The organism is Magnetovibrio sp. (genome assembly GCF_036568125.1).
Lineage (GTDB): Bacteria > Pseudomonadota > Alphaproteobacteria > Rhodospirillales > Magnetovibrionaceae > Magnetovibrio.
Genome location: NZ_DATCTF010000010.1, coordinates 518,430 through 531,766, shown reverse-complemented (window position 1 = coordinate 531,766; position 13,337 = coordinate 518,430). Strand labels below are relative to the sequence as shown.

10 protein-coding genes and 2 tRNA genes are annotated in these 13,337 nt (G+C 58.5%); 7 read left to right on the top strand and 5 right to left on the bottom strand.

Annotated elements, in window-relative coordinates; all coding sequences use genetic code 11:
* Positions 1-13 precede the first annotated feature (13 nt).
* The 5 genes from VIN96_RS07195 to VIN96_RS07175 form a co-directional block, all read right to left on the bottom strand.
* Positions 14-2,671: a valine--tRNA ligase gene (locus VIN96_RS07195; protein ID WP_331895006.1), complete on the bottom strand. Its 2,658-nt coding sequence runs from the start codon at positions 2,669-2,671 to the stop codon at positions 14-16.
* A gap of 107 nt (positions 2,672-2,778) precedes the next feature.
* Positions 2,779-3,582: a DUF2497 domain-containing protein gene (locus tag VIN96_RS07190; protein WP_331895004.1), complete on the bottom strand. Its 804-nt coding sequence runs from the start codon at positions 3,580-3,582 to the stop codon at positions 2,779-2,781.
* Between the two features lie 51 nt (positions 3,583-3,633).
* Entirely contained in the window at positions 3,634-5,016 is a 1,383-nt protein-coding gene (locus VIN96_RS07185; protein WP_331895002.1) for a TolC family outer membrane protein, read from the bottom strand.
* Between the two features lie 207 nt (positions 5,017-5,223).
* Positions 5,224-5,550: a rhodanese-like domain-containing protein gene (locus VIN96_RS07180; RefSeq protein WP_331895001.1), complete on the bottom strand. Its 327-nt coding sequence runs from the start codon at positions 5,548-5,550 to the stop codon at positions 5,224-5,226.
* 167 nt (positions 5,551-5,717) lie between these two features.
* The gene (locus VIN96_RS07175; RefSeq protein ID WP_331895000.1) at positions 5,718-6,380 is read right to left on the bottom strand and encodes a protein-L-isoaspartate O-methyltransferase; all 663 of its coding nucleotides are present in this window, start codon (positions 6,378-6,380) and stop codon (positions 5,718-5,720) included.
* 408 nt (positions 6,381-6,788) lie between these two features.
* Between VIN96_RS07175 and VIN96_RS07170 the strand changes: the two genes are divergently transcribed.
* The 7 genes from VIN96_RS07170 (at position 6,789) to VIN96_RS07140 (ending at position 13,333) form a co-directional block, all read left to right on the top strand.
* Positions 6,789-6,862: transfer RNA gene (locus VIN96_RS07170), tRNA-Cys, on the top strand.
* Between the two features lie 26 nt (positions 6,863-6,888).
* Positions 6,889-6,963, top strand: a tRNA-Asn gene (locus VIN96_RS07165).
* Between the two features lie 617 nt (positions 6,964-7,580).
* Entirely contained in the window at positions 7,581-7,901 is a 321-nt protein-coding gene (locus VIN96_RS07160) for a hypothetical protein (protein WP_331894998.1), read from the top strand.
* 193 nt (positions 7,902-8,094) lie between these two features.
* Positions 8,095-9,759, top strand: a complete 1,665-nt coding sequence (locus VIN96_RS07155; RefSeq protein WP_331894997.1) for a diguanylate cyclase — start codon at positions 8,095-8,097, stop codon at positions 9,757-9,759.
* Between the two features lie 150 nt (positions 9,760-9,909).
* Positions 9,910-10,356: a hypothetical protein gene (locus tag VIN96_RS07150; RefSeq protein ID WP_331894996.1), complete on the top strand. Its 447-nt coding sequence runs from the start codon at positions 9,910-9,912 to the stop codon at positions 10,354-10,356.
* A gap of 14 nt (positions 10,357-10,370) precedes the next feature.
* Positions 10,371-12,866: a GAF domain-containing protein gene (locus VIN96_RS07145; RefSeq protein WP_331894995.1), complete on the top strand. Its 2,496-nt coding sequence runs from the start codon at positions 10,371-10,373 to the stop codon at positions 12,864-12,866.
* A 98-nt stretch (positions 12,867-12,964) separates the two neighbouring features.
* Entirely contained in the window at positions 12,965-13,333 is a 369-nt protein-coding gene (locus VIN96_RS07140; RefSeq protein ID WP_331894993.1) for a response regulator, read from the top strand.
* Positions 13,334-13,337: the final 4 nt, after the last annotated feature.

Here is a 13,337-nt window from a genome sequence, read left to right as displayed (position 1 = left end):
CCGCGACCGTTTCTTACAGATCTGCCAAACGCGCGAAGGCTTCATCCAACTTAGCGCGGTCCGCTTTCAAGCCTTCCAGGCGTTCGGTCTGCTCGGCGACCACTTCCGGCGGAGCCTTGGCGAGGAAGCCTTGGTTGGAAAGCTTCTTTTCGTACTTCATGATTTCGGGATCGAGCTTCTTGATCTCTTTGTCCAGACGCGCCTTTTCGGCGTCCACGTCGATGATGCCGGACATCGGCAGCACCACGGTGGCTTCGTCCAGAACCACCGAGACCGAGCCCTTTTGCACCTCGCCTTCGAGCGCGGCGCTGTCTTCGATGCGCGCCAGACGGTGGATCAGATCGCGGTGCGTTTCCAAGCGTGCCAAGGTCGCCGCGCTGGCGTCCTTCAAGCGCAAGGTCAACTGCACCTTGGGCTCGACGTTCATTTCCGAACGCACCGTGCGCACGGATGAAATCAAGCGCACCACCCAGTCCATCTCGGCTTCCGCGTCGGCGTTTTCCAGACCCTGAAGGCGCGGCCAGTCGGCCAGCATCAGCATGGAATTGCGCTGAGCAATCTGGCTCCACAGCTCTTCGGTCACATACGGCATGATCGGGTGCAGCATCAACAGCACCTGATCGAACACCCATGCCATGGTGGCGCGGGTTTCGGTTTTGGCGGCTTCGTCGTCACCGTTCAAGATCGGCTTGGTGAATTCCAGGTACCAGTCGCAGAACGTGCCCCAGGTGAAGTGATAGCCCGCGTCGGCAGCTTCGTTGAAGCGGTAGCTTTGGATCGCGGTTTCGATCTTGGCGACGGATTCCGCGGCCTTACCGATGATCCAGCGGTTGACGGTCAGGTTGACGCCCGCCGGATCGAAACCGGCGACCGGCTTGCAGTCGTTCATTTCCGCATAGCGCGCGGCGTTCCAGATCTTGGTGACGAAATTGCGATAGCCTTCGATGCGGCTGGTCGACAGTTTGACGTCGCGCCCCTGCACCGCTTGGCTGGTCATGGTGAAGCGCACCGCGTCGGCGCCGAACTGGTCGATCAGTTCCAGCGGGTCCAGGACGTTGCCCTTGGACTTGGACATCTTCTGACCTTTTTCGTCGCGCACCAGGGCGTGGATGTAGACGTCCTTGAACGGCACCTCTTTCATGAAGTGCAGGCCCATCATCATCATGCGCGCAACCCAGAAAAAGATGATGTCGAACCCCGTCACCAAGCAATCGGTGGGGTAGTACCGCTTCACTTCCGGGGTGTCGTCGGGCCAGCCGAGCGTCGAGAACGGCCACAGCGCGGACGAGAACCACGTGTCCAACACATCCGGGTCGCGGGTGATGTCGGTGGCGACGCCGTAGTGCTTCTCGGCTGCGGCGCGGGCCTCCTCTTCGGTGTATTCGACGAACGGGTGACCGTCGGGGCCGTACCACGCGGGGATTTGGTGGCCCCACCAGATTTGCCGCGACACACACCACGGTTGGATGTTGCGCATCCAGTCGAAGTAGATGTTTTCATAAGATTTCGGATGGAAGGTGGTGCGCCCGTCCTCGACCGCTTTGATGGCGTCGACGGCGAGCTTCTTGGCATCGACGAACCACTGATCCAGCAGCCACGGCTCAATGACCACGCCGGAACGGTCGCCGTAAGGCACCGTCATGGGGTTTTCCTCGATCTTTTCGAGCAGCCCCAGGCCTTCCATTTCCTTAACGATCGCATCGCGCGCTTCGAAACGATCCATGCCGCGCAGGTGTTCCGGTGCGACGTCGTTGATAGCGGCGTTGTGATCCAACACGTTGATGACCTCGAGCTTGCAGCGCTTGCCGACCTCGAAATCGTTGAAGTCGTGCGCGGGCGTGATCTTCACCGCACCGGTGCCCTTTTCAGGATCGGCGTATTCGTCGGCGACGATGGGAATCAGGCGCCCGACGATCGGCAGCACGACATTCATGCCGACCAGGTCCTTGTAGCGTTCATCATCGGGGTGTACCGCCACGCCGGTGTCGCCGAGCATGGTTTCCGGGCGCGTGGTGCCGACGGTGATGAATGCGCCGTCGCGGCCTTCGATGGGGTACTTGAAGTACCACATCTTGCCGTTCTGCTCTTTGTTTTCGACTTCCAGATCCGAAATCGCGGTGTGCAGCATCGGGTCCCAATTGACCAAGCGCTTGTCGCGATAAATCAGCCCTGCCTTATGCAGTTCGACGAACACCTTTTGCACCGCCTTGGACAGACCTTCGTCCATGGTGAAGCGTTCGCGCGACCAATCGCACGACGCGCCCAGACGGCGCAGCTGACCGGTGATGGTGCCGCCACTTTCGGCTTTCCATTTCCACACCCGTTCGATGAATTTGTCGCGGCCCAAGTCATGGCGCGTCAGGCCTTCGGCTTCCATCTGGCGTTCGACCACCATCTGCGTGGCGATGCCGGCGTGATCGGTGCCGGGCTGCCACAGCGTATCCTTGCCGAGCATGCGGTTGTAACGGATCATGATGTCTTGCAAGGTGTTGTTGAGCGCGTGGCCCATGTGCAAGCTGCCGGTCACGTTGGGCGGCGGAATGACGATGGTGTAGGCATCTTGGCTTTCGCCACCATCCCTTTTCTGGCCGCAAGCGAATGCGCCGGAATTTTCCCACATTTCGTAGGTCCGGGCTTCGACGTCTTTGGGGGTATAGGTCTTATCCAACATGATGTGCTGTCCGTGGCTTGAACTCGAATAGATGAAGCTCTGGTTTCTATAGCAAAAACGCCGCCCGGGGAAGCCTGGGCGGCGTTTTGTTTGAGGTCTTAAGACGTTCAGTCGTCCAACCGCTCCGCTCGATTGATCATGCGGTCGATTTCCTTTTTGACAAGACGCTCGATCAGGTACGGCAGGTTCTGGTCCAGCCACTCTTTCAGCAGCGGACGCATCATTTCGCGCACCATGCCTTCGAGGGTGACGTCCGATCCGCCGATTTGCAGTTCGCGCTGGCTTAAGATGGCGCGCGCCAAATCGGCCAAGACGTCCGTCGAGGCCCGGTAAGCCCCGGCAGAGATGATCGCGTTGGCCATTTCCGCACCTTCCGGAAGCGTGGTGATCATCTCTTCGGTCAAATCGAGGATCGAAGAGATATCGGGCTCGCCCCCCGGACGCGGTGGTGGTGGCGGCGGCGGCGGTGGTGGCGGTGCGGCTTCGCGCACCGGTGCCGGAGCAACGGGCGGTGGCGGCGGAGCGACCGGTTCTGGAACGGGTTCCGGCTCGGGCTCGTCCTCGGCCAATTCGATCATCGGCGCCGGTTCCGGCTCGGATGCCTCTTCGGCCTCCATTTGCGCCATAAGCGCGGCCATGTCCATTTCTTCTTCGGGTTCCGGCTCGGGCTCGGCTTCCATTTCGGCCATGGCGGCAGCCATGTCCATTTCTTCTTCCGGTTCAGGTTCCGGTGCTGGCGCGGGCTCGGCCGCCATTTCCGCCATGGCGGCAGCCATATCGTTTTCCGCAGGTGCGGGCTCTGCAGCCGGAGCCTCTTCCTCACCGTCCTCCGATAGGATGCGGCGGATAGAGGCCAGGATGTCCTCCATCGATGGCTCTTCGCCGTTTTGTCCTTGCGCGTCTTCGCTCATAAAAAGCTCGCTTATCCCCCGAGGTGATTCTGACCCGGTATTATCAACAATTTACTTGACGGCATTGTCCCCAACATCGCCACCAAACCACTTATCCCGGACCCCCTGATAATGCCCTTGTGCATCATATAAATCCACAGCGAGGTTCAAATCCGCTGCGGTCAGACTGCCGATGGACGACAACAGAGTCAACTCCGCAACTGTCTCATCCCTTTGAGATTTAACAAGATTTACGCGCGCGTCCAGCAATTCCTGCTCGGCATCGAGAACGTCGAGAACCGTTCGCGAGCCCACGCTGGCTTCGCGTTGAACGCCTTCCAGAGCCGTTTCGGCGGCCAGAACCTGGGTTTTGATGGCTTCGATTCGCGCCCGCGTGCTGGCCAATGTTTCCCATGCGGTGCGCACCTGTTCGGCCACGTTGCGGCGCGTTTGATCGGTGGTCAGGCGCGAGGCCGAGGCCGTTTGACGGGCTTGCCGCAGCTTGGAATAGACCGTACCGCTTTGGTACAAAGGAACGCTCATGGTCACCTTGGCTTCATAAGCGTTGGCCCAATAGTCCTTCGATGCCGTGTCGAGCGAGCGCGATGCGCTGCCGCTCAGATCCACCGAAGGCAACAACTGTCCGCTGGTGCTGTCGATTGCATCCACCGCGGCTTTTTCATCGAATTCGGCGGCGACCACGCTGGGGTTGGCTTTATCCGCCAGTTTCAAGGCTTCGGCCAAGCTGGGGGGCAACGGCAAAGACAAGCGCGGTGCCTCCAAAGAGGCGGCGGCCTCGCCCATCAAGTTCGCATAGGCGGCGCGGGACGATTCCAGGGTGCCTTCGGCCTGGATGCGGTCGGCGGCGGCGCCGGCCAAGCGCGATTCGGCCTGGTGCACGTCGGTGCGGGTGATTTCACCGACGTTGAAGCGGTCCTGGGTCGCTTCGAGCTGACTGGCCAGAACCTGTTCGTTCTTGACGTTAAGTTCCACCACGGCCTGATCGCGCAACACGTTGAGGTACGCCGTCGCGGCGTCCAACAGCACCGTCTGCTCAGACGTCAACAGCCGCGCCCGTTGCGCGCGCACTTTGTTTTCAGCTGCGGAAATGTCCGCCGTGGTCTGACCACCGGCAAACAGCGATTGGCTGATGTTGAGCGACAAGGTCTTTGGACGGGTGTCAATTTCCCGCCCGGGATTGGTGCTGGTTTCTTGTTGCTTGAGCGACGTGGTGCCGGTCGCGGACACCGACGGACGCCAGCCCGAAAGCGCCTGGGCGACGCCTTCGTCGGTGGCGCGGGTGGTGGCGCGCGTCGCTTGCAAGGTCGGGTTGGTCGCATAAGCCTTGGCCAAGGCATTCAACAAAGACTCGGCCTGCGCCGGAGCCGCACTGGCGCCGACAACGCAACCGATGAGAACTGCCCGAGAAACCGTGCTTTTGAGATTTTTCATCATGCCTTGCATCATTATCTTCGCGCTTTTCATGTATGTCCGGGCCTCGGCGGCCCGAAAGGGGAAGTCCAACGGGAAACCGCCCGTCAAAAAGCCGAAACGAGAATCCCAATACAAACCGAAGCCAAGACTATACATCGCCCGATGTAAAGACCATAGCCCTCAGGTGTTAACGTTTGGTGAGTCTATACGCTTAGGAAATCAGCGCTTTTAAGCGACCATTTCCTGATAGCGGCGCCACGACGCCATGCCGCCCATCAGCGACTGCGCGGTGTGGAAGCCGTTTTGGCGCAACCACTGCGCCGCCATCATCGAACGATTGCCATGCGCGCAAATGATCACCAGATGGTCGGCCTTGGGCAGCTGATCCAAGTGCTGCGGCAACTGGTTGAGCGGAATGTTGGGGCTGTCGCCGGCCGGGGCCTGGGCCACTTCCCAGGGCATGCGGACATCGATAAAGGCGGCGTTGAGCTTTTCGGTTTGGATCTTGTGCAAACCGTGAGCGTCGATTTCGAGGGGCAGCGGCGCATTCGTCATAAGAGGATCCCACATATTGTTGTCTCTTTCACACGCATTGTCGGAAACTGGCGCCGCAAAGACGGCGATAACCGCCCTGCGCACCAGATTTCAATATTAGATAATTCTTAAATAAGGGAATATCAAGTCCCACAAGCATTTTGTCCGCCGAACCGGCGGATGTGCTCTTAGAAGCTGAACTGCGGCTTGGCGGCGAATTCCGGCAGCGCGGGCACGTTGGCGTCGAACAATTCGATTTCGGACACCACGCCGTCGGCCTTGCTCACCAGCATGGCCTTACCGGTGCCGGGAATGCCCTGAGCGCCGGGCTTGACGTAAACCAGACGCCCGCCGTCGGCCAGTTGATCGATCAGGCTGGCCGGCACTTGGGCCGCCGCGCCGTTGATGAAAATGACGTCGTAAGGGCCCTGTCCCGGATGACCTTTGGCGAGGTCGCCTTTCAACATCGAGACGGTGTCGGCACCCTGCGCGGCCAGATTCTCCATCGCCGCGCGGTGCAGATCGGAATCGGATTCGATCGCCACCACGGCGGATGCGATTTTCGCGATGGCGGCGGCCTCGTATCCAGTGGCGGCGGCGATCACCAGGGCCAAATCGGTTTCCTCGATGGCGGCGGCTTGCATCATGCGCGCCAGGACCATCGGCTCCATCAAAATGCGTCCCGGGCCGACCATCAGGTCTTCGTCGATGTAAGCGAGACTTTTCAAAGAGTCGGCGACAAAAACCTCACGCGGCAATTCGTCCAGCACGTCGACGACCAAGGTGTCGGTGACTTTATTGGTGCGAATCTGGCCTTCGACCATATTGTGGCGAGCGCGCGCGAAATCCATGGGCTGAACCCCTCCGTCAAGAAGCCGCGCAGCACGCGCGGCGTAAGCGTAAATCGGCAATTTTCGTCCCCCAGGCGCGAAAACCACCCCAATTGACCGGCACTATAGCCCGAGGCAGGCGCGCCGCACAATGGAGTTGATGGGCTGTTTCAAAGCGACCCCAGCGTCACTATCGGTCGCGAAGAACCACCACGAAGGCCTTGAAAAGCACCATAATTCACCCGAAATCCGGGGCCGTGCGGGAGGTTACAAAAAAAATTCAAAAACCCCAACTCGGGTGCTTGACCGGGAGGGATGAGCGTTCTATGTTCCAGCGCCTTCGCGAGGAGGACCTTCGCAAGAAGGAACGGAGCCTCACGGCTCCCCTTGCAAACCAAGCCGATAGCCACGGTTTGCAAAGGGCGGGATGGCGCGGTGGCGGAGTGGCTACGCAGCGGCCTGCAAAGCCGTGTACACCAGTTCGATTCTGGTCCGCGCCTCCATCCCCGCCTCGCAACGGCACGCTTGATCCGGCGTAGCTCAGTGGTAGAGCAATCGACTGTTAATCGATCGGTCGTAAGTTCGAATCTTACCGCCGGAGCCAATAAAAGGGCCAGCCCAGAGATGGGCTGGCCCTTTATTTTATTCTGTAGCACTGGTTTTGATGCGATACTGGCGACATGAAAACGATGTGGGGCATTCTGACCGTCATGGGTTGGGGAGTGCTTGGCCTAATGATTGTCGTGCTTTGGTAGTGCGCAGCCGCGAAGAGCTGGCCCTCTGAACCCTTTTTTTTCATATACCAGCTTTTGGCTGAAATAACGCAGACCTGTGAGCGATTGCACAGGCCGTGCGGTCGTCCTCGCGCATAATCGTGTCAGCAAGTCCGTTTCCCCAAAGGCGGATTTGCCGACCTTGCCAAAGTCCGCGTCTCCAGCGGCAGCGGCCCCGGCTCTCCACCGGGGCCGTTTTCTTTATGCATCAGAAATGCTTTCTTTTAAGTGCATAACTGACATGCAAATTACGCATACCAAATGGTTACTTATTACTATTTTTGTTTATTATCAAAATTTTGAACCCATTATATGCGATTTTTCTAATGCAACCTGAACGCAAGCTGAACGTAGGTTTCAGGTTCGGTTCAATTCCACGTGTTTAGAATGCCTCCAACGAACAAAACATTAAACAAACGCAATTCAGTCCCCCGAAAGGATCCAAATTATGACCCAGACCAACAAACTCGTTTATGCCCTCGTCTTTGGCGCCGCTGCTTCCTTCTTCATCGCGATTTCCGCGGGACAAGCCCTGGCCGCTGACACCTATGCACAGTACGAAACCCAGGCCGACCTCGGCATCATCACGCAGATGCCCGGCAAAACCGCCAAAAAGGCCGAGCCGCGCAAGGTCAACCACGCCCGTTACGAAGTGATGGCGGAAAAAGGCATCTTCATCCAGCCGAAATCCGATAAGCCGAACGCTTCCGAATTGGCCAAGCGTCTGAACCACGCCGAATACGACGCATACAACGACATCGACGGTTAATCCCTCCCCCCCTCCTCCCTGACCGTCGTTGTCAAAAGAAGCGCGACCTCGAAATCATCGGGGTCGCGCTTTTTGTTACGCCCAAATCCTTCACACAACCGTCACATAACCTTCGTTTGCCTTTGTCCCGCGCATTTTCTAGCGTGCGGATGCAAATTTGGCCCCAAGAGCTCTGGACCGACAAATGCGGCTTATGTCGATCATCAAGACCCCCATCGCCTCACGCTGGAACACCATCAGTTCTCTCGCCATGGTGCTGATCGTCGCGACCGCCATCGGCGGGGTTTATATCGGCGCGAACGCCATCCGCCTGTTCAGCGACATGCGCGCCACATGGCATCACTACGACCAAGTGTCTGAGCAAAAGATCACCTACCTGACCCAAATGCACCAGTATCTGGGCTATTCCGGTTTCGCCCAACACCTCAAGGACTATCTGTTGCATGGCAAAGATCATGTCCTGACGTGGATCGACATCGATCTGGACCAAGCCAAAAACGCCATCGACTCATACCGCTTACTCGAAATCAACGAGGCCGAAACGGCGGCGCTCGACGATCTCAAAGCCCTGGTGCTCAAAAGCCGCGCCCAGGTCCAGGAAATTCCCAAATTGCGCCAAACCGGCATGACGCCGGCACAAATCGACACCCGCATCGACCTCAACCCCGACGCCGCCATCGCGGCTTTGGATCAGCTGCGCTGGGCTTGGCGCCAACAGGCCGGGGTTGCCGAGCAGGCGCTGAACGAAACCTCCGACACCGGCGCCAATCTGGTCTATTTCGGCTGGGTGTTCATCCCCGTCATGGGCGTGATCGGTTTGATCGTGTTCGGTTTGGTCAACCGTTTGCGCAGTCAAATCACCGCGTATGAGCGCGAAAAGGCCGCGTTGGAAACATCGGAACGCAAGTTCCGCGACATGGCCGCAAACGTGCCCGGGGTGATTTTCCAATGGTACGAACGGCGCGGCGGCGAACGCGGCTATCTTTATGTCAGCCCGCGCTGCAAGGAATTGTACGGCGTCAGCGCCGCCGAACTGCAAAGGAACTGGCAGGCGCTTTCTATCCACCCCGACGACGAGGAACGCTATCTCAAAACCGTTCAGGACGCGTTCGAAAAACGCACAGACTGGTCGTTCGAAGGCCGTTTCCTGACGCCGTCCGGCGAAGAAAAATGGTGGCGCGGCATCTCCAAGCCGGTGCCGGTCAGCGACGAAGAGATCGTGTTCAACGGCATGATCATCGACATCTCGTTGCAAAAGAAAATGGAAGAAGAGCTGCGCGCCCTGGCCACCACCGACGGCCTGACCGGGGCCTACAATCGCCGCCATTTCATCTATGAGGCCTCCACCGAAGTGCCGCGCGCCAAACGCTACGGCCATCCGCTTTCGGTGTTGATGATCGACCTCGACTTTTTCAAGAAGATCAACGACGCCTTCGGTCATGCCGGCGGCGACGAGGTGCTGCGCCGCTTCGTCACCTCGGTCAAAAGCATCTTGCGCGGGCCCGATGTGCTGGGACGCATCGGCGGCGAAGAGTTCGCCCTGATGCTGCCCGAAACAGACTTGGTTGGCGCGATTGCGCTGGCGGAACGCATCCGCAGCGACATTCAAGACCTCAACATCCGTTGGGACAAACGCACCATCAAGGTCACCGCGTCGATCGGCGTGGCGATGCTGCAAAAGGACGACACCGACATCCACGCCATCATGGCCAAGGCCGACAAGGCGCTCTACACCGCCAAGGCCGAAGGCCGCAACCGGGTGATGGTCAGCGGCGGCACCGTCGAACTGTCCGCCGACGCGGCGCCCGAACTCATCGGTCTTACCGCCACCGGACCGGGGCCGCACGGCGCGAACTGACGGTTTCGTCCCGACACCTCACCCGTTTCCCCAAACCTTTCCCAACCGCGAACGATTTACGCGACCTAACCTTGCGAAATATAAGGATTTGTCGTTAAATCGTGCTACGAATTTGAAACTGGGTTCCCCCAAGCACATCATGGGACGGTCATGGGCGTCACACTGCAAGAAACGGACGAGCTGCTTGTCGCGCAAACGGAAATCCGCCACCTGAAAAATACCATTCAGGCCCTGCGTGATGAGATGGAGAAGGTGCGCTTTGAACGCGACGAAGCCATCGCCGCCGCCGTGTCCGAGGCCAACCAGGAAATCCAGCAATTGCGCGCCACCGCGGGCGCATTGCGCGACGAATTGGAAAGTCTGCGTTTCGACAAGGACGAAGCCGTGCACGGCGCAATCAAGGACGGCCAGGACGAAGCCACTCAACTGCGTCAAACCATTCAGGCGATCCGCGACGAAACCGACGACGTTAAATTCAAGTACGAAGACCAAATCGAACAGCTGACGCGTCACGCGCGCGATGAAACAAAACAGCTGCATGACACCATCCAGGCGCTTCGCGACGAGCTAGAAGCCCTGAAAAAGAACAACGCTTAGAGCGGGGGAAAATCATGGCCGGCACACAGTCGACCCAAGGGGTAACCAAAAAAGCGCGCGCAAAAACCACCGCGCAGGCAGCGGGCTCATCCAAGGCCGCCGCCGCAAAAAAAACCAAAGCCAAAACCTCCACAGCCAAGCCCACCACGGTCAAGGCCGGCGCACGCAAAGCAACGGTCACGACAGTGCCGTCCAAGGCCAAAGCCGCCCGCCCCAAACCCAAGGCCCGCGACGTCACGCGCCTAAGCGAAGCGGAAATTCACCGCCTGCAACGCGCCGATTTGCTGCTTGGCATCTCGCGTCACATGGCGGGGATCGAAACGCTCGACGAAGTGTTGCGTGAACTGGTCGAAATCGTCAGCCGCGAAACCAATGCGGAACGCTCTTCGTTGTTCCTGAACGACCCGGAAACGGGCGAGCTGTACACCCGCGTGGCGCAAGGCAAGAACATCCGCGAAATCCGCATCCTCAACGACAGCGGTATTGCCGGTTGGGTGTTTTCTTCGGGCAAAGGCACCATCATCGACGACGCCCACGCCGATGCGCGGTTCAACAAATCCATCGACGAGCAGACCGGCTTTCGCACCCGATCCATCTTGTGCGCACCGATCAAAACCGTCAAAGGCGACGTCATCGGCGTGGTCCAATCGCTGAACAAAAAGAACGGCCGTCAACACACCCATTTCGACAAAGACGATCTGGAGTTCCTGCAAGACATCGCAACCCAGGCGGCGGTGGCGCTGCAAAGCACCGAGTTCGTCGAGCGCATGCAAAAGAAGCGCAGCCAGGAAATGGAATTCCTGGACGTGGTCTCGGACGTCACGTCGGAAATCAACTTGAACGCCTTGCTCGCCAAGGTCATGGGCGAAGCGACACGAATGCTGAACGCCGAACGCTCGACCCTGTTTCTCAACGACGAAAAAACCAACGAGTTGTGGTCGATGGTTGGCGCGGGATTGAACGCGCTGGAAATCCGATTACCCAACCACCTCGGCATCGCGGGAACGGTGTTCACCTCGGTCAAGTCCATCAACATTCCCTATGCCTATGCCGATCTGCGGTTCAATCCGGCGTTCGACAAGAAGACCGGGTTCTTCACCCGTTCGATCCTGTGTACCCCGGTGGTCAACAAGGAAGGCAAATGCATTGGCGTCACCCAGGTGCTGAACAAAAAGGGCGGGCCCTTCACCGACGAAGACGAACAGCGCCTCAAGGCGTTCACCGCGCAGATTTCCATCGGCCTGGAAAATGCCAAACTGTTCAGCGACGTCCAGAACATGAAGAACTACAACGAAAGCATGCTGGAAAGTATGTCCAACGCTGTGGTCACCACCGACGAAGACGGCAAGATCGTCACCTGTAACCGCGCCGGCCATCGCATCATGAAGCTGGAAAGCGACGCCGACGTGATCGGCAAGACGGCGGAAGAATTCTTCACCGGCAAAAACGATTGGGTGATCAAGAAAATCAAGAAGGTCGACGAAAGCCAAGTCGCCGACATCTCGATGGACGCGGAACTGTTCTTCGGTGAGGAACCGACCTCGGCCAACGTCACCACGCTACCGCTGATTTCCAGCAATGGCGAAAAGCTCGGCTCGATGGTCATGATCGAAGACATCTCGTCGGAAAAGCGCATGAAGTCGACCATGAGCCGCTATATGGACCCGGGCTTGGCCGATCAGTTGATGGAAGGCGGCCAAGGCGACGATTTTCTCGGCGGGCGCAGCGCCGACGCGACGGTGCTGTTTTCCGACGTGCGCTCCTTCACCACCATCACCGAAGCGCTCGGCCCGCAGGGCACGGTGGCGCTGCTCAACGAATACTTCACCATCATGGTCGATTGCATCACCGAAGAAGGCGGCATGCTCGATAAGTTCATCGGCGACGCCATCATGGCGGCGTTCGGCATTCCGGTCGCGCACGGCGACGACGAAGACCGCGCCATGCGCGCCGCCATCAAGATGCTCACCAGCCTCAACGAATGGAACATCGTGCGCGAAGCGCGCGGCGAAATGAAGATCGACCACGGCTTGGGGCTCAACACCGACAACGTCGTGTCGGGCAACATCGGTTCGCCCAAGCGTATGGACTACACCATGATCGGCGACGGCGTGAACCTCGCCGCCCGGCTGGAAAGCGCGTGCAAGCAGTACCACGCCCATCTGTTGATTTCGGAATTCACCTACAAGCGACTCAAGGGCACGTATCGCATCCGCGACGTCGACGACGTGATCGTCAAAGGCAAAACCAAGCCGGTGCGGGTTTACGAAGTGCTCGACTACCACACCGACGAAACATTCCCCAATCTGATGGACGGGGTGAACTATTTTTCCGAAGGCCGCAAACACTACACAGCCGGCAATTGGGACAAGGCCATTTCATCGTTCAAGGAAGTGCTCAAAGCCAATCCCAAGGATGAATTGTCCAACACTTACATCGAACGCTGTACCCATCTGAAAGCCGAAAAGCCTAAGGATTGGAATGGCGTTTGGGTGATGAAGTCGAAATAAATGCATGCGTTCCGCTGAGGGGAACCTACATACAATAAAATAGAACGTGCTCAATTCGTGCCATGCCTTGACGCGGGCCTTGACGGGGAGTGAAGCTGATGAAGATCGTACTTGTCGATGACGACCCAGACTTAATCGAAGTCATGTACCTATCGCTTCAACAAGCCGGTCACGAGGTGCTCGCCTCGCCCGCCGGCGGTCCTATCGTTTCCAACCTCAAATACGACCCGCCCGACGTTCTGATCACCGACTTGGTGATGGCGGAACTGACCGGGCTGGAGCTGTGCGAATTGGTCAAGGCCAATGCGCGATTGTCGGGTATGAAGATCATCTTGATCTCGGCGCGCACCGACAAGCTGTGGAAAGAGAAAGCCCGCGCCTGCGGCGCTGACGGCTTCATCGACAAACCCATCGACCCTGTGACCTTTGCCGCCGACGTGGAACAGATCGTCGCGCAAGCGATTTGATCCA

What these genes read in the sequence shown, in the direction of transcription:
- VIN96_RS07195 (WP_331895006.1), bottom strand. Translation starts at nt 2,671, where the DNA reads ATGTTGGATAAGACCTATACCCCCAAAGACGTCGAAGCCCGGACCTAC.
- VIN96_RS07190 (WP_331895004.1), bottom strand. Translation starts at nt 3,582, where the DNA reads ATGAGCGAAGACGCGCAAGGACAAAACGGCGAAGAGCCATCGATGGAG.
- VIN96_RS07185 (WP_331895002.1), bottom strand. Translation starts at nt 5,016, where the DNA reads ATGATGAAAAATCTCAAAAGCACGGTTTCTCGGGCAGTTCTCATCGGT.
- VIN96_RS07180 (WP_331895001.1), bottom strand. Translation starts at nt 5,550, where the DNA reads ATGACGAATGCGCCGCTGCCCCTCGAAATCGACGCTCACGGTTTGCAC.
- VIN96_RS07175 (WP_331895000.1), bottom strand. Translation starts at nt 6,380, where the DNA reads ATGGATTTCGCGCGCGCTCGCCACAATATGGTCGAAGGCCAGATTCGC.
- VIN96_RS07160 (WP_331894998.1), top strand. Translation starts at nt 7,581, where the DNA reads ATGACCCAGACCAACAAACTCGTTTATGCCCTCGTCTTTGGCGCCGCT.
- VIN96_RS07155 (WP_331894997.1), top strand. Translation starts at nt 8,095, where the DNA reads ATGTCGATCATCAAGACCCCCATCGCCTCACGCTGGAACACCATCAGT.
- VIN96_RS07150 (WP_331894996.1), top strand. Translation starts at nt 9,910, where the DNA reads ATGGGCGTCACACTGCAAGAAACGGACGAGCTGCTTGTCGCGCAAACG.
- VIN96_RS07145 (WP_331894995.1), top strand. Translation starts at nt 10,371, where the DNA reads ATGGCCGGCACACAGTCGACCCAAGGGGTAACCAAAAAAGCGCGCGCA.
- VIN96_RS07140 (WP_331894993.1), top strand. Translation starts at nt 12,965, where the DNA reads ATGAAGATCGTACTTGTCGATGACGACCCAGACTTAATCGAAGTCATG.